At 46.8% G+C, this 16,222-nt stretch carries 11 protein-coding genes; 7 read left to right on the top strand and 4 right to left on the bottom strand.

What is annotated here, in order from left to right:
- Positions 1 to 33: 33 nt before the first annotated feature.
- Positions 34 to 2,673, bottom strand: coding sequence for a bifunctional diguanylate cyclase/phosphodiesterase (locus tag BGP75_RS18505; RefSeq protein WP_076720347.1), 2,640 nt, complete (start codon positions 2,671 to 2,673; stop codon positions 34 to 36).
- A 210-nt stretch (positions 2,674 to 2,883) separates the two neighbouring features.
- Between BGP75_RS18505 and BGP75_RS18500 the strand changes: the two genes are divergently transcribed.
- Positions 2,884 to 5,781 (top strand): cache domain-containing protein, encoded by a 2,898-nt coding sequence (locus tag BGP75_RS18500; protein ID WP_083704911.1) that lies wholly within the window; start codon positions 2,884 to 2,886, stop codon positions 5,779 to 5,781.
- Between the two features lie 254 nt (positions 5,782 to 6,035).
- Entirely contained in the window at positions 6,036 to 7,658 is a 1,623-nt protein-coding gene (locus tag BGP75_RS18495; protein WP_076720346.1) for an ATP-binding protein, read from the top strand.
- Positions 7,659 to 7,747: 89 nt separating this feature from the next.
- Here the strand turns inward: BGP75_RS18495 and gatB are convergent, their stop codons facing one another.
- From gatB to gatC, 3 genes are all read right to left on the bottom strand, one after another.
- Positions 7,748 to 9,202: an Asp-tRNA(Asn)/Glu-tRNA(Gln) amidotransferase subunit GatB gene (gene gatB, locus BGP75_RS18490; protein WP_076720345.1), complete on the bottom strand. Its 1,455-nt coding sequence runs from the start codon at positions 9,200 to 9,202 to the stop codon at positions 7,748 to 7,750.
- 13 nt (positions 9,203 to 9,215) lie between these two features.
- Entirely contained in the window at positions 9,216 to 10,694 is a 1,479-nt protein-coding gene (gatA, locus tag BGP75_RS18485) for an Asp-tRNA(Asn)/Glu-tRNA(Gln) amidotransferase subunit GatA (protein ID WP_076720344.1), read from the bottom strand.
- 102 nt (positions 10,695 to 10,796) lie between these two features.
- Positions 10,797 to 11,084, bottom strand: coding sequence for an Asp-tRNA(Asn)/Glu-tRNA(Gln) amidotransferase subunit GatC (gene gatC / locus BGP75_RS18480; protein ID WP_076720343.1), 288 nt, complete (start codon positions 11,082 to 11,084; stop codon positions 10,797 to 10,799).
- A gap of 176 nt (positions 11,085 to 11,260) precedes the next feature.
- On the opposite strand from gatC, the gene BGP75_RS18475 reads away from it, so the two are divergent.
- From BGP75_RS18475 to rng, 5 genes are all read left to right on the top strand, one after another.
- Positions 11,261 to 12,298: a rod shape-determining protein gene (locus tag BGP75_RS18475; protein WP_076720342.1), complete on the top strand. Its 1,038-nt coding sequence runs from the start codon at positions 11,261 to 11,263 to the stop codon at positions 12,296 to 12,298.
- A 256-nt stretch (positions 12,299 to 12,554) separates the two neighbouring features.
- The gene (gene mreC, locus BGP75_RS18470) at positions 12,555 to 13,382 is read left to right on the top strand and encodes a rod shape-determining protein MreC (protein WP_233152975.1); all 828 of its coding nucleotides are present in this window, start codon (positions 12,555 to 12,557) and stop codon (positions 13,380 to 13,382) included.
- A complete protein-coding gene (gene mreD, locus BGP75_RS18465; protein ID WP_076720340.1) occupies positions 13,379 to 13,870 on the top strand; it encodes a rod shape-determining protein MreD in 492 nt (163 codons plus the stop codon). Before mreC ends, mreD begins: the two co-directional genes overlap by 4 nt.
- 160 nt (positions 13,871 to 14,030) lie before the next feature.
- The gene (locus tag BGP75_RS18460) at positions 14,031 to 14,615 is read left to right on the top strand and encodes a nucleoside triphosphate pyrophosphatase (protein WP_076720339.1); all 585 of its coding nucleotides are present in this window, start codon (positions 14,031 to 14,033) and stop codon (positions 14,613 to 14,615) included.
- A 58-nt stretch (positions 14,616 to 14,673) separates the two neighbouring features.
- Positions 14,674 to 16,149, top strand: a complete 1,476-nt coding sequence (gene rng, locus BGP75_RS18455; RefSeq protein WP_076720338.1) for a ribonuclease G — start codon at positions 14,674 to 14,676, stop codon at positions 16,147 to 16,149.
- Positions 16,150 to 16,222: the final 73 nt, after the last annotated feature.

Genomic DNA, 16,222 nt, shown 5'->3' with positions numbered 1-16,222 from the left:
CTCCTGTTAAGGGTGTTTTTATTTATCGAGCTTTTATGCTCGATGGCTATTATGTTTTAGCTTTGCTGGCTCCAGGATATAGGGAGTTGGTCGACGAATATGATAGCCTTGGGCGTAGTTTATACCGATGGCGCGAACAGCCTCCAGCACCGCTTCACTCTCAACATATTCAGCGATGGTTCGTGCCTTTAGTTCATGAGCCAGGTTGGCTATACAGCGAACAACCGCGTGGTCTTTTGGGTTGTTGATCATGTTGGCAACGAACTCTCCTTCAATTTTGACGAAATCAATAGGAAAGTGTTTTAGATAGTGGAATGAGGAAAAACCAGAACCAAAGTCGTCAACCGCCAGTAAAAATCCTTCTGCTTTCAAATTGCTGACAAACTTCTCCAGCAAAGCCATGTTTTTAACCGTGTCTCGCTCGGTAATCTCAAAAACAACCCGGCTACGCTCCATGTGAGCTTCAGTAATAATTCGGGATACTTCCGGAATAAATTCACTGAGCACCAGCGAACGGGGGGATATGTTAATAAATATCAGTCCTTGATAGCCCTCCCTGTTTACCTGCTCAAGAGCTTTTTCCATCATGATAAAGTCGAGATTATGAATAATACCCATTCGTTCAGCGATTTCGATAAACTCATGGGCTCCCATTAATTCACCATTATCAGTTTTCATTCTGCACAGAACTTCTACCGCTTTGATCTCTCCTGTGTCTGTGGTCACCAGCGGTTGAAAGTAAGGTATCATCTGCTTGTCTCTGACCGCTTTGCTGATCATCAGACTCTTTTCGTTCATATCCCTGAAGGCTTCCAGCACATCCTCTTCTTTAGGAATATAAACACGGTTTTTACCCTGGTTTTTGGCTTTGTACATCATGTTGTCGGCGAACATGAATAGCTCTTTGCTATTGCTGGCATGGTCGGGATAAATTGCGACACCAACAGACATGCAGACATCAACTTCTTCACCTTCCGAAGTTTTAATCTGGCTATTGGAGAGGTCTTCCATGATCCGCTGAGATACCTGTTGGGCCTGCTCCATATCGCTTTCGGGAAGAATAATGGCGAATTCATCGCCGCCATAGCGTGAAAGAAAGTCTCCAGAAGCCAATCCGTTTCTCAGTATTCGGCCAATTTCCTGAAGACAACGATCACCAAAACTGTGGCCATAGTTGTCATTGAGGGATTTGAAATTATCCAGATCAACCATCATTACGCAGAATTTATAGCCGTGTCGACTGGCACGAAGGACTTCATAATCTATCAGTTCCCAAAAAATTCGCTGATTATGTAAGTCAGTTAATGGATCCCGGGTAGCATAGTATTCCAGGTCTTTGGTGTATTTATAAATGGCCTTGACGGAGCCAACAACGTTAATCAGGGTGGACAGTATGCTATTGGTGACCAGTTGGCGGGTACTGTCTTTGTTTACATCAGAATGAACACCCAAGCCAACAATACCGCCGATCTTTGGTTTATCCAATACCAGGCTTTTGGTCTGTAGTTGTATTTTGCGTATGTTCAGATCAATGAGGTTACCCGTTGGAATCGAAACATGGTGATTAACATCACTTTGAATCTGACCCCGGAATAACGGGTTTCTACTCAGGGTTTTACGAACTTCGCTCTCCATCCATTCTTTGGTTCGCTCGGTGGGTGGGGTTAACCAAAAGATCTCCAGAGCGAACATTTCATCATCAACCTTGAAGATTGAAAACAGGCTGTAGACTTGCATTACTTCATTGATGTCCTTCAGCAGCAAGCTGATATATTCTCGCCAGTCACGTACGACTTCAGAGGTAATGACAAACTTTTCCAGTAATTCTATTTCAAATTCAAGAAGCTCTTTATCAACAGCAACATCCCGCATTTTACCGGATAGCTTTTCAACCTTGTCATAGATACGGTTTAGTTCGGAGAAGCCGTGGTCATTATTTTGCAGATTAAAGTTACTGAGATCAGATACTTTCCGAATTTGATCGATGCTGTCCCCTAAATCCTTGATTGATAAGTTTATGCGTCGATTAAGGTAGTAGATTACAAATAGCGACAAAATGAAGGGAAGTGGAGCCAGGTAAATCAGGTTGATGACGAGTCCCTGTTCGGCATTTTTGAGTAGCAGAGACGGTGTCTGAGATACTTTGATGACACCAAATACATCCCCTTCATCACCATAAAGATGGCATTCAAGGCAGCTTTTTTCCGCTTTTAACGGCCACGTATAGTTCAGTAGATCCTGGCTGTAGAAGGTTTGCGGTTCACCGGTATCAAAGCTCCTGCGGGTAAGTGGATCAACAGCATTTTCCTTGATGTAACCGAACTCTCGGACTACATCCGGACCCCGGTAAATCTCTATGTCGTATGCAGGATTTTTTTCATTGCTGGCTCGCTGACGTTCTAGAAAGCGCTCAACCTGTTCACGGCTCCATCCTTCCTGCATGAGTTGATACATGGCATTGAAGGTAGTCTGTGCAATCTGGTGGGAGGCTTCGATAGTATTATTCCTGACCGCTGCCTGATAAGCGTTATCTGCAGCCAGATAGATAAGCAAAAAGCCCAGTGTCGAGAACAGCAGAGCGGTTTTTAGAATGAAGCCTTTAATCGAGCGACGACTTCTCTGCACCTGCCCATGATTCTCTTCCCTGACCAGTTCGTCCTGAGACTTGGACATCCCGACTCCTTAAAATAATCTTGGATCAGAGAATTCTAATACCGTCTTTCGGTCTGTTGGAATAGCCTGAGTTGATTTTGGTCAAGCGTTGCAAACAAATATGAACAAATGTTTAAATTCGTTCCAGTCAGGTAGGTATCTTTGTTCTTTGAATAGCGCGTACTAAGGATAAAGTGCACAATTTTAAGCAGTACTTTGAGTTCTTACAGGATGATAAAGTTCGAAATTGATGAACACTCGATACCCCGTTACCAGACCTTTGGGATTGTTGGGTTGGTACTGATACTGTTGCTTGGTATCGTCAGTTACTTTCTGACTAAGAATCATTATGCCAATCAGGCTCGTATTCAGGAGTTGTATGATCAGATTATGCAGCAGCAGCTGGATGCTACGGATAATGAGCTGAATGCCACCCTGGATTACATCCGTTTTAAGCATACTCAGGCTGAGTCAATATTAAAAACAGAAGCAAAGGTGCAGGTGGATCAGGCTTTTGCTGTTGCTCAAAGCATTTATCAGCAGGAATTGGGTAAAAGACCGCTGGTGGAGATCAAAAATCTGATTCGAGAAGCCCTGAGAGGTGTCCGTTTTTTTGGTGATCGAGGCTATATTTTTATTCTTGATACAGATGGACGTGGAGTTCTGTCGCCCAATACACCGGAGGTGGAAGGTCAGTCTCTTTACGATCTTCAAGATGATACCGGCCACTATATAAACCGCGAGTTTATTCGTTTAGTCAGTAACAGTGCTGGTGAATCAGCGTTCTCCAACTATCGCTGGTATCACCCTGGCACCAGGGAAATGAGCAATAAAGTTTCTTATCTGCGCCTGTTTGCTCCCTTTGATTGGATTATTGGTGCTGGAGATTATGTTCAGGAAGTTCAGAATGATGTAAAGGCTGCTGCACTGAAACGAATTGAAGCATTGCGCTTTGGCCAAAATGGCTATATCGCGGTGATTCGGACAGATGGCAAAGTCGTGTCCAGTCCCGGTTGGTCCATTTCCCAGTACGCACAATCAGATGAAGATGCGTTGAGGCTTGAGCAGCAGGCGGTTGAGAATATTCTCAAGGCAGGGAAGCAGGGGGCGGGTATCGCCCGTTACCACTGGTACTATCCTGATGGTCGGGGACCGGTGGAAAAAATATCCCGAGTAAAGAAAGTTCCGGGATGGGACTGGTTGTTGGTTGCCGGTGTTTATCCGGAAGATATTGATCAATTGCTGGAAAAACAACGGAACAAGTTGGTTGATGCACAGGTGAGTGATACCCAGGCGCTGGTTTATGCGCTTTCAATTGCAGTAGCGCTGTCACTGATGTTGGCTCTATGGTTCTCCAAAATGCTGAAACGTCTGTTTCGGTTATACCAGTCTGATATCGATCAAAAACAGCAAGTGCTTACGGATAACGCTAAAGAATTGAAGGTGGCGGCCAGCGTTTTCCAGAACTCTTCTGAAGGTATTATTATTGCGGATTTGAAAAACCAGATAATTGCAGTAAATGAAGCTTTTACGCAAATAACCGGTTATTCAGAAGAAGATGTTATCGGTAAGAATCCCGCTATTCTGGCTTCAGGAAAACATGACAAGCATTTTTATGATGAGATGTGGGGGGCTCTGAATACTGTTGGCAGCTGGCGTGGAGAAATCTGGAATCGGCGCAAAGATGGGGTGATCTTTCCTGAGTGGCAGTCAATAATTGTATCGCGGGATGATAGCGGAGAAATCTGCCATTATATCTCTACACTCTCAGATATCAGTGAACGAAAAGAAGCTGAGCAAAGACTCCGTTATTTGGCCGATTATGATCCGCTGACGGATCTGCCGAACAGGCGTCTGTTAAGTAAAAGAGTGGATCGGGCGATCCGAATTGCCTCGCGTCTCAGGCATAAAAACAAGCAGAAATATCGAAAACTGGCTCTGTTCTTTATCGATCTGGACCGGTTTAAGAATGTCAATGATTCGCTGGGCCATGCTGCGGGTGATCAGGTTCTGGTGCAGGTTGCAAAGCGCCTGAGATCCATTGTTCGACCCGATGATACGGTCAGTCGGCTAGGGGGGGACGAGTTTGTTATTCTCATGTCTGATATTCACTTACCTGATGTTGCGGCTACCCTGTCTGCTCGTATTCTCGACATTATTGCAGAACCGATGGAGGTCGATGGTCGGGCTCTGGTATTAACCCCGAGTATCGGTATTGCGGTGTTCCCTTACGACGGTATCGATTTCGATACGCTGTCACGTAATGCAGATGCTGCGCTTTATCATGCAAAGGATCTGGGACGAAACAACTACCAGTTTTATACCGAGGAAATGAACCAGCAGGTTTCTCAGCGCCTGGAAATGGAGAATGGCCTTCGCAGGGCCATCGCTGAAAACGAGTTTCAGCTGCATTACCAACCTCAGTTTCGGCTGGACGATAATAGTTTATGCGGCTGTGAAGCGTTGATTCGATGGTACAGTCCTGATGGAGGGTATCAGCGGCCGGACGAATTTATCCCTTTAGCTGAAGAAACCGGGTTGATTGAGCCCATTGGCAACTGGGTGATGTTGACTGCGTGTGAACAAGGGGCTCGGTGGATAGAGGCTGGTTTTACCCAGATAAATATGGCCGTTAATGTGTCTGCTTATCAATTCCGGGACTCATTGATAGACACTGTTCAGCAGGTTTTGTCTGATACAGGTTTCCCAGCCGAGCAACTTACATTGGAAATAACAGAAAGTATTTTAATGAGCAGCGCAGATAAGGCTGTTAGTTTATTAAGTGAATTGAAACACTTGGGGGTGGGGATCGCCTTGGATGATTTTGGCACGGGCTATTGTAGTCTGGCGTATCTTAAGAAGTTTCCGCTGGATAAACTGAAAATTGATCGTGCATTTATCAGTGGAGTGCCGGAAGATCGGGATGATTGCGCAATAACCTCATCAATTGTAGATATTGCACGTAATCTGGAGCTGAACACCGTGGCAGAAGGAATTGAAACTGCGGCCCAGCGGGATTATCTGATATCCGAAGGCTGTGATCAGGTTCAGGGGTATTATTTTGCCCGACCGTTGCCTGACGTCGAATTTATGACTCTAATAGAGAAAGAGCTTGACCGTCCTGATTGAGTTCACAAGTGGCTATTGAATTTCTGGTTTGTTCAGGAGATTAGGTTTCTTAGGGAACCTTCGTTCTCCCGCCCTCGCTGGTCGTCAGTCGGTTGTTGCTCTTAAGTTCAGCTTCTGAATTCCAGGCTGGCGAATTAGCGAATTCAGTCTTACCTTAAAGTATAGGGATTAGAAAACCCATAGCTACAGCAGGTGTTTACTATAGCGGGAAGGAGTACTTTTTTGGCGAAAGGTATTCTTATGGAGAGGTCAGGATGGCAGCATCAGGTTGGATCAGTCGTTCATCGGAACGACAAATACATGAGGGGGTGTTGCCGGAACGGCTGCTTATCGTAGGCTGTATTATCGGCCTTCTGCTACTTGCTTTGGCCGCAGTTGCTTCTCATTTGGCTATTCAACGACAGATTCAGCAGCAGCAAAGTGGTTCTGTCATTGTTAACCTTTCTGGTCGCCAGCGTATGCTATCCCAGAAACTGGCTAAGAGTGCCCTTAGAATTCTCTCTAATAGTGATGAGGTTATTCTGACAGGGGCTCTTCAGGAACTCCATGATTCGTTACGGATACTTCGTGAAACTCACCAGGCATTGGTCCAAGGTGATAACAATTTGGGTTTGCCCGGGAAAAACAGTACCGAAATTCAAAAATTATTTGCGGAGTTATCCGACACTTACCAGCAAATAACAGAAGCGGGTGAGCGAATACTGATTCACGGACAACCGTTTATTGATCGATCTTCTGTTACTGACGACAGTTTAAGTGCTGAGGGTTTAACTGCAGAACTGGATGCTGAGGATGATATTCATCGAGCTTTGCAACAGCCTGATGTGAAAACTGCGGTGGCCGTCATCATCGAACGTGAGGGGCGCTTTTTGTTGGGAATGGACCGTATCGTCTCCCAGTACACGGCTGAAAGCCAAGAAAAGCTGGAACAGACACAGGAAATAGAGACGCTGCTGTTTTATAGCATGCTGCTTATCTTATTGTTAGAGGCGCTGTTTATATTCAGGCCTCTTATCCAGCGTGTTCATACAGCAATGTCGGCTCTGCGGAAAAATGAGCAGGATTTGATCAACACGACTGAAAAACTGGAATTTACCATCGACGAATTACGCGATGCACAGGAAAATCTGCTGGATGTCGAAAAGAAAGCGGTGTTAGCAAGCGTTGTTGCCGGAGTGACTCATGACGTTAATACACCCATCGGCGTTGGTATAACCGCTGCTTCAACGTTACAACTGCATACACGAGAGTTTTCTGAGAAATTTCACCAGGGAACGATCCGGCGCTCAGACATGGAAAGCTATCAGGAGGTGGCGGTGGAGAGTATTGAGATGATTTTGCAGAATCTAACTCGTGCGGCGGAATTGATTGCCAACTTTAAGCAGGTCGCGGTGGATCAGAGCAGTGAGCAACGTCGTCATTTTAATCTGAAGCAGTATCTTGATGACATAGTTTTGGCGATGAATGCCAAGCTCAGAACCACTCAGCATCAGGTTAAAATACACTGTCCTGAGAATCTGGAGTTGGATAGCTATCCGGGAGCTTTGTATCAGATTCTCAGCAATTTGATTATGAATTCCCTGATTCATGGCTTTGAGCATATTGAATCAGGAACTATCCAGATAGATGCGAAACAGCGTGATGGCGATATTGAATTGATCTATCAGGATGATGGCTGTGGTATAAGTTATGATGCTCAGAAGGTGCTTTTTGATGCTTTCTATACCACGAAAAAAGATCAGGGTGGCACAGGAATAGGAACCCACGTCATTAAAAACTTAGTGGAAACCAGTCTCGGAGGTGAAGTACAGCTGAGTAGTGAGCCGGGAAAAGGGGTCCGGTTCAGTATCTGTTTTCCTGTCTCCCTTGAGGCGTAACTTTTGATAAAAAGGCGGCTCAGGGTTGATAAAACGGCAGCGCAGGGCTGCCGTTTTAAATGCTTTGTCAGAGCTAAATAGCAGGTTTTCTAGTCACAAAGCGCATCCAGTTTCTTTTTCAGTATCTGATTGACTTGTCCCGGGTTAGCTTTGCCTTGAGAGGCCTTCATGACTTGTCCCATGAAAAAGCCCAGCATCTTGCCGCGTTTGTCAGGTTCTGCCGCTTTATATTGCTCGACCTGAGGTGTCGCCTTGGCGATGACTTCATCAATCATGCCTTCTATCGCCCCTGAGTCGGTGACCTGTTTCAGTCCCTTGGCTTCAATCACTTCGTCGGCACTGCCTTCACCATTCCACATGGCTTCAAATACTTGCTTGGCGATTTTTCCCGAGATCGTATCATCCTTTATACGATGCAACAGACCACCCAGGTCCCCGGCAGAAATAGGGCTGTTGGAAATGCCCAGATTATTGCTGTTGAGGAACTTGGAAAGCTCTCCCATAACCCAGTTGGCTGCCAGCTTGGGATCATCTGCTGCTTTTACTACGGTTTCGAAGTAGTCGGCCAGATCTCTGTAGGCTGAAAGCACTCCGGCATCGTAATCGCTAAGCCCGTATTGTTCCATAAAGCGTGCGTGGCGGGCATCTGGCAGTTCCGGTAAGGTCTTTCGAACTGCTTCGATATAGTCTTCATCGATAACGATAGGCAACAGATCAGGACAGGGGAAGTAGCGATAATCGTTAGCTTCCTCTTTACTGCGCATTGAGCGAGTTTCATCTTTGTCTGCATCGTACAGGCGAGTTGCCTGTTCGACTCGACCGCCATCTTCGATCAGATCAATCTGGCGTGCAATTTCACCTTTGATTGCTTTCTCAATAAAGCGGAAAGAATTGATGTTTTTGGATTCGGTACGGGTGCCGAATTCTTCTTGCCCCTTGGGGCGCACAGACACATTACAGTCGCAGCGGAAGGAGCCTTGAGACATGTCTCCGTCACAGATGCCAAGAGTTGTAACGATGGCGTGGATTTTCTTCACATATGCCACTGCTTCTTCGGCGCTGCGCATGTCCGGCTCGGAAACAATCTCTAGTAAGGGGGTGCCCGCTCGGTTTAAGTCGATTCCTGACATGTTCGGAAATAAATCGTGTACTGATTTACCAGCATCTTCTTCCAAATGAGCACGAGTTACGCCAATGCGTTTGTGACGGCCGTCAGCCAGCTCTATATCAATGTGGCCTGGTCCGACGATCGGATAGAACAGTTGACTGGTTTGATAACCCTTAGGGAGATCCGGGTAAAAGTAATTCTTGCGATCGAATACCGATCGACGACCAATCTCTGCATCAATGGCGAGGCCAAATTTAACCGCCATTTGCAGGGCTTCACCGTTAAATACCGGCAGGGTGCCCGGTAAAGCAAGGTCAACTGCACAGGCCTGGGTGTTGGGATCTGCGCCGAATGCGGTGCCTGCGCCTGAGAAAATTTTCGATTTAGTGGCTAGTTGGGCGTGGATCTCCAGCCCAATGACTGCTTCCCATTCCATATTCGTAAACCTCTTATTTGCTTTCAGCGACTACTGAAGGGGGAACCGAAAGATGCCAATCAGTTGCCTGCTGGAACATATGAGCGACATTCAGTAGCTTTTGTTCAGCGAAGTAGTTGCCGATAATCTGTAGACCGACGGGTAGACTCTTGTCTTCTGCGGTCACTTGACCACAAGGAATAGACATTCCCGGCAGGCCAGCCAAATTTAATGAAAGAGTAAAAATATCTTCCATATACATATCGATGGGATCAGAGGTTTTCTCGCCGATCCTGAAAGCAGGTTCCGGGGTAGTGGGACCCATGATTACGTCCACTTCTTCCAGGGCATTGACAAAGTCCTGCTTGATCAGACGACGAATTTGCTGCGCTTTTTTGTAATAGGCGTCATAGAAGCCTTCTGATAGCGCATAGGTACCGACCATAATGCGGCGTTTTACTTCGGCTCCAAAACCTTCTCCTCGGGAGCGCTTGTAGAGATCTTCCAGATCCTTGGGGTTCTGGCAACGGTAGCCGTAGCGAACGCCGTCGAAACGAGACAGATTTGATGAAGCTTCTGCCGGAGCGATAATGTAATAGGAAGGAACAGCAAGGCTTGTATTTGGCAGGCTGACTTCTTTGGTGATTGCACCAAGGGCTTCATATTCTTTGATCGCAGCCTGTACACGGGCGGCAATAGCAGGGTTGAGGTTTTCAGGGAAGTATTCTTTCGGCAGACCTATCTTCAATCCCTTTAACGGTTGGTTCAAGTCAGCACTGAAGTCCGGGGTATCTGTCTGCAGGCTGGTCGAGTCGTGTTTATCAAACCCCGCCATTACGTTCAGCATCATCGCTGCGTCTTCAGCGGTCCGGGTCATGGGGCCGCCCTGATCCAGCGAAGAGGCAAATGCAATCATACCAAAGCGGGAGACGCGGCCATAAGTTGGCTTAATGCCGGTGATACCACAGAGTGCCGCCGGTTGACGAATAGAGCCTCCTGTATCGGTGCCAGTTGCAGCCGGAGCCAGACGAGCGGCAACGGCTGCAGCAGAGCCGCCGGAAGAGCCACCGGGTACACGGTCGGTATCCCAGGGGTTTTTAACCGGTCCATAAAAACTGGATTCGTTGGAGGAGCCCATGGCAAACTCATCCATGTTGGTTTTACCCAGACTAACGGCCCCGGCCTGATTAAACTTTTCGATAACGGTCGCATTGTATGGAGAGATAAAGTTATCCAGCATCTTTGAGCCACAGCTGGTCCGAACTCCCTGAGTACAAAAAATGTCTTTATGAGCGATTGGAAGACCGGTAAAAGCTGTGGCATCCCCTGTGGCACGTCTTTCATCAGCTGCTTTGGCCTGATTGAGAGCCTGTTCATCGGTTATGGTGATAAAACTGTTGAAAGCACCGTCTTCTTTGTTGATGCGAGCCAGATAGGCTTCGGTCAACTCGACACTGCTGTATTCGCCCGTATCTAGCCCTTTGGCCAGTTCGGCGAGTGTCTTGTCAAACATGGAGATAGATATCCTTGAAAATTCATGTAATTAAATACTCTGCCGATAGGTACTTTACAGCACTTTGGGTGGAGTATATTGAGTACAGTGTCGGGCTCTGGGCTACTCGATAACCTTAGGCACCTGGAACAGCCCGTCTTCCACCATCGGAGCGACGGACTGTAGATTGTCACGCTGATTGCTTTCAGTAACTTCATCAACTCGCAGGCGCTGAACTGCCTCGGTAGGATGGGCCAAAGGTTCGATAGCCGCAGTGTCGCAGGCCTGCATCTGATTTACCAGATCCAGAATATTGGAGAGATTCTCGGCATATTCGGGAATATCGGCTTCGTCAATTTGAAGGCGAGCCAGATGGGCAATTTTCTCCACGTCGGAGCGGTCAAGAGACATAGATAGATCCCTGGAGGTTAATGTTAAACGATAAATCAATCTAGAGTAGGCAATAAATTTAAAAGAGGCACTAAGGTAACACATTTGTTGCTTGCTCAAAATCCCCGCCATTGCTAGAGTTACGGGTTTACATAAAGCATGCCCTAACCATAGCCACCGAGTAGCGAACTCCGTCAATGTTTAAAAAATTACGAGGCGTTTTTTCCAGCGATTTATCTATCGATCTGGGTACAGCGAATACGCTGATTTATGTTCGAGATAGGGATGTGGTTCTAAATGAGCCCTCCGTGGTTGCCATTCGACATGCCGGTAATCACAAGTCTGTAGTAGCGGTTGGCACCGATGCCAAGCGAATGTTGGGTCGAACTCCCGGCAATATTTCTGCAATTCGCCCGATGAAAGACGGTGTGATTGCAGATTTCCATGTTACTGAAAAGATGCTCCAACATTTTATCAACAAAGTTCATGAAAATTCGTTTTTAACACCAAGTCCCCGAGTCCTGGTTTGTGTTCCCTGTAAGTCCACACAGGTCGAACGTCGTGCCATCAAAGAATCTGCCATGGGAGCTGGAGCACGTGAGGTTTATCTGATTGATGAGCCGATGGCTGCAGCGATTGGTGCTGGTTTACCCGTAGAAGAAGCCACTGGATCAATGGTGGTTGATATTGGTGGTGGTACCACCGAAATAGCGGTGATTTCTCTTAACGGTATTGTTTATGCCGAGTCCGTGCGAGTCGGTGGAGATCGGTTTGATGAATCGATAGTCACCTATGTACGCCGTAATTATGGCAGTCTGATTGGTGATGCAACCGCTGAGAGAATTAAACAGGAGATCGGTTCTGCTTATCCCAGCACTGATATTCTGGAGATTGACGTTCGTGGGCGCAATCTTGCCGAAGGTATACCCCGTAGTTTTACCTTAAACAGCAATGAGATAATGGAAGCTCTACAAGAGCCTTTGTCGTCCATCGTTCAGTCTGTTAAAAGTGCGTTGGAACAATGCCCTCCGGAACTGGCATCGGATATCGCCGAAAGCGGGATTGTTCTAACGGGCGGTGGTTCTTTATTGCGGGATATTGACCGACTGTTGTCTGAGGAGACAGGATTGTCAGTGATCGTTGCCGAAGATCCGTTAACCTGTGTTGCCCGTGGTGGCGGACGAGCCTTGGAAATGATCGACAAGCATTCTTTTGAGCTATTGGCATCAGAGTAAATTAACTGACACCTGTACAGTATGTTCGGCCATTTTGATGCATTTGGTACTATAACCTGCTTGGCGATAATTGATTGTATAAACTCAACTGGTCTAATCTCGATGGTCTTTAATAAGGCTGGTTCTTTTGATGAAAGCGATGCCTTGCAAGGACATCTTTGTAATTCGACCACAGGGTATGGCCTGTTACGATTGAGCCTGATGGGGGATTGTCATTAAGCCTATCTTTAAAGGCCAGTCTGCCCGTGCCAGCCTGTTGCTTATCGTAAGCTTCTCCTTAACATTAATGGGGGCTGATCTTTATTGGCCCGCAATGGGCCAGTATCGGGGCTATCTGACGCTTGCGGTAACGCCGGTGCAATGGTTTGTCGATGTCCCTAACCGCCTGCTGGCATCAATGGATGAATCCATTGGTGACCGTAGTCTGTTGCTGGAGGAGAATCAGAAACTGCAGTCAGATCTTCTTATTCTCGCCCGTAAACTGCAGCGACTCGAATCCTTGACCACTGAAAATGCGGTATTACGACAATTGTTAAGTGCCGCCGAAAAAATTGATGAGCGAGTTGAATTAACTGAGCTGATCGGTGTTAATCCTAATCCCTTTATCCATCAGATTATCATTAATAAGGGCCTGCAAAATCAGGTTTATCTGGGGCAGCCGGTTCTGGATGCTGAGGGGGTTATGGGGCAGGTGGTTGAAGTGGGGCCCTATACTTCCCGGGTGCTCATGATAACGGATGCACGACATGCCATACCCGTTGAGGTTAATCGTAATGGATTTCGTTCTTTGTTGGTAGGAAAGGGAACAATCGATGAGTTGCTACTGGATCATGTGCCGGATACAGCTGACATTAAAGTAGGAGATATTCTGGTTAGCTCAGGCTTGGGTCAGCGTTTTCCTACCGGTTATCCGGTAGCCGTTGTCAGTGAAATTGAACATGATCCCGGTCAGCCGTTCGCCATGGTTAAAGCTAAGCCAACGGCCCGGTTAGACAAGAGCCGACATCTGCTGATCGCATTCAGACTGGAGCCTGAATACCCCTTGCCTAACTTTGACTTGGAGCAGGAAGGAGAACAGCAGTGAATGTAGCGGCACCTGCTCAACATAATTGGGTTATCTGGCTGAGTTTTTTATTAGCAATGATGCTAAGTACCTTGCCTATGCCTGAATCTCTGGTTTGGGGAAGACCAGAATGGGTGACCCTGACGTTGATTTACTGGGTTGTTGCGTTACCTCACCGTGTCGGTCTTTGGTCTGCATGGATTTTAGGGTTATTGTTGGATATTTTGCTTGGCAGCTTGTTGGGCGTTCATGCTCTATCACTGACTATTGTTGCTTATTTGGCCCAACGACTACATCAGAGAATTCGTATGTTCCCACTTTGGCAACAGGCGTTTTTGGTTCTGATTCTGGTGGGTATCCAACAAATGTTATTACATTGGGCTCAAACACTGACTGGAACCAGCTCTGAGTCATTGCTGTTTCTTCTTCCCTCGTTGGTCAGTGCCTTTTTATGGCCCTGGATTTTTGTTTTGTTGCGAGGTGTTCGCAGAGCATTGCATGTCACCTGAGTCCTTGTTAAAACTGTACAGATTCGTTGCTGTTCGCTTTTTGATTTAGGCAGTATCGTCCTTAAATTCAGGTGCTTAGATCCTCCAGTTAGGGTTTTAATAGCTGAATCTGGTCTAGCTTGGTCGTCTTCAATAAACTGACAAGGAAACCGTTGTAGTTATGTCTGATCTGATACTGGCCTCTCATTCACCGCGTCGTGGTGATCTTTTGAATCAGATAGGTGTGCGTTTTCAATCTCATGGTGTCGATATCGATGAGTCTGTTCGATCAGGAGAGTCGCCGGCGAAGTACGTAGAAAGACTGGCATTGGAAAAAGCAGAGGCTTGTCGTTCACAACTTGGCACCATAAAGGCTGTGCTTGGCAGTGATACGGCGGTCGTCTGTGATCAGCATATACTGGGTAAACCCAGAGATATGGAGCATGGGGTCGAAATGTTGATGCAATTATCAGGGCGGGGGCATCAGGTGATGACCTCTATTGCACTGGTAGTGGATGAACGTTCACTCTCTCAAGTGGTCACAACCGAGGTGTTTTTTCGCACCCTGAGTCTGGATGAGTGTCAAACCTATTGGGCTACGGGAGAACCTCTCGATAAAGCAGGTGGATATGGTATTCAGGGTTTGGCTGCTATCTTTATAGAACGTATCGTTGGTAGCTACTCTGCTGTAGTGGGTTTGCCGCTGGCTGAAACTGCGGGCTTACTGAAACAGGTTGGTATTCCTGTCTGGCAGCCTTTGGGTTGATTCAACAGGAGTCATTTTTTTGATTAGTAGTCTGAAAAATTTAAAGGGAATAGAGAGTATGGGTGAAGAATTACTAATTAACTTTGCCCCGATGGAGACCCGGGTTGCGCTAATCGAAAATGGCATGTTGCAGGAAGTCTATATTGAACGTGTCGATAAGCGCGGGATTGTCGGTAACATCTACAAGGGCAAAGTAGTCAGAGTGTTACCTGGTATGCAGGCGGCCTTTGTCGATGTCGGGCTGGAGCGAGCGGCATTTATTCATGTTGCCGATTTGCAGCCTGCCTGTAACAGAGAGGAGCGACCCCAGTCTGAACCCCTGATTAGTTCGCTGTTACGTGAAGGGCAGTCATTAGTTGTGCAGGTGACAAAAGATCCTATTGGCACCAAAGGAGCGCGGCTTACTACCAATCTGTCAGTACCTTCCCGTTATCTGGTTTTCATGCCTGATAATGATCACATCGGTGTTTCCCAGCGAATTGATAGTGAAGAGGAGCGAGAGCGACTAAAGGCTATTGTCGAAGAATCCTTAGAGAAAGAAGAAGACAAAGCCGTGAAAGGCGGATTTATTTTACGAACGGTCTCTGAAGGGGTTTCATCGGAAGGGATTCAAGTCGATATAAAGTTTTTACTAAGGCTCTGGGGAAAGATTCAGGAACGGATTAAAAAGGCTAAAGCTCCATCCATCCTGTATGAGGACCTGCCATTACACATGCGTGCTCTGCGTGATATGGCCAGTCCGGGAATTGAACGTGTTCGGATTGATTCCCGGGAAACGTTCCAGAAAGCTTGTGAGTTTGTCGCGTCGCTGGTCCCGGAAATGGAGGACCGACTGGAATACTATCCCGGTGAGCGGCCTATTTTTGATCTTTATAATGTTGAAGATGAAATACAGAAAGGTTTGGGGCGTAAAGTTGAGTTGAAATCAGGTGGTTATCTTATTTTTGACCAGACTGAAGCAATGACGACAGTGGATATAAACACTGGAGCTTATGTAGGGCATCGAAACCTTGAGGAAACGATCTTTAAAACCAATCTGGAAGCTGCAACCGCAGTAGGCCGTCAACTTCGGCTACGTAACCTTGGCGGAATTATTATCATTGATTTCATTGATATGGAAGATGCTGAGCATCAGCGCCAGGTGCTGCGAACGTTGCAACGGGTTTTGGATAAAGACCATGTTAAATGCAAAGTAATGGGGGTGTCTGATCTGGGGCTGGTAGAGATGACACGAAAGCGGACCCGGGAAAGTCTCGAGCAGCTGCTGTGTGAACCCTGTAGTCAGTGTCAGGGGCGTGGCTCCATGAAAACTCCTGAAACGGTATGCTATGAGATTTTCAGGGAAATACTAAGAGAAGCACGGGCCTACGATACAGATACTTACCTGGTGTTGGCATCGGAGCCCGTCGTCGATCGGTTACATGACGAGGAGTCGGATCGGGTTGCAGATCTGGAAGAGTTTATTGGCAAGACTATTCGCTTTCAGGTTGACCCTCACTACACTCCTGAGCAGTTTGATGTGGTACTGCGATAGCACCCTGGCAAGATGTTTAAACCAGATTTTAGGTTATTTGCGCAGACACCATCGTTTTATTGGATCAAATGAG

The organism is Motiliproteus sp. MSK22-1 (assembly GCF_001968815.1).
In the GTDB taxonomy this organism is placed as follows: Bacteria; Pseudomonadota; Gammaproteobacteria; order Pseudomonadales; family Balneatricaceae; genus Motiliproteus.
The sequence above is the reverse complement of the archived record's forward strand: the minus strand, read 5'-3'. Positions and strand labels throughout refer to the sequence as shown.

What these genes read in the sequence shown, in the direction of transcription:
- BGP75_RS18505 (WP_076720347.1), bottom strand. Translation starts at nt 2,673, where the DNA reads ATGTCCAAGTCTCAGGACGAACTGGTCAGGGAAGAGAATCATGGGCAG.
- BGP75_RS18500 (WP_083704911.1), top strand. Translation starts at nt 2,884, where the DNA reads ATGATAAAGTTCGAAATTGATGAACACTCGATACCCCGTTACCAGACC.
- BGP75_RS18495 (WP_076720346.1), top strand. Translation starts at nt 6,036, where the DNA reads ATGGCAGCATCAGGTTGGATCAGTCGTTCATCGGAACGACAAATACAT.
- gatB (WP_076720345.1), bottom strand. Translation starts at nt 9,202, where the DNA reads ATGGAATGGGAAGCAGTCATTGGGCTGGAGATCCACGCCCAACTAGCC.
- gatA (WP_076720344.1), bottom strand. Translation starts at nt 10,694, where the DNA reads ATGTTTGACAAGACACTCGCCGAACTGGCCAAAGGGCTAGATACGGGC.
- gatC (WP_076720343.1), bottom strand. Translation starts at nt 11,084, where the DNA reads ATGTCTCTTGACCGCTCCGACGTGGAGAAAATTGCCCATCTGGCTCGC.
- BGP75_RS18475 (WP_076720342.1), top strand. Translation starts at nt 11,261, where the DNA reads ATGTTTAAAAAATTACGAGGCGTTTTTTCCAGCGATTTATCTATCGAT.
- BGP75_RS18460 (WP_076720339.1), top strand. Translation starts at nt 14,031, where the DNA reads ATGTCTGATCTGATACTGGCCTCTCATTCACCGCGTCGTGGTGATCTT.
- rng (WP_076720338.1), top strand. Translation starts at nt 14,674, where the DNA reads ATGGGTGAAGAATTACTAATTAACTTTGCCCCGATGGAGACCCGGGTT.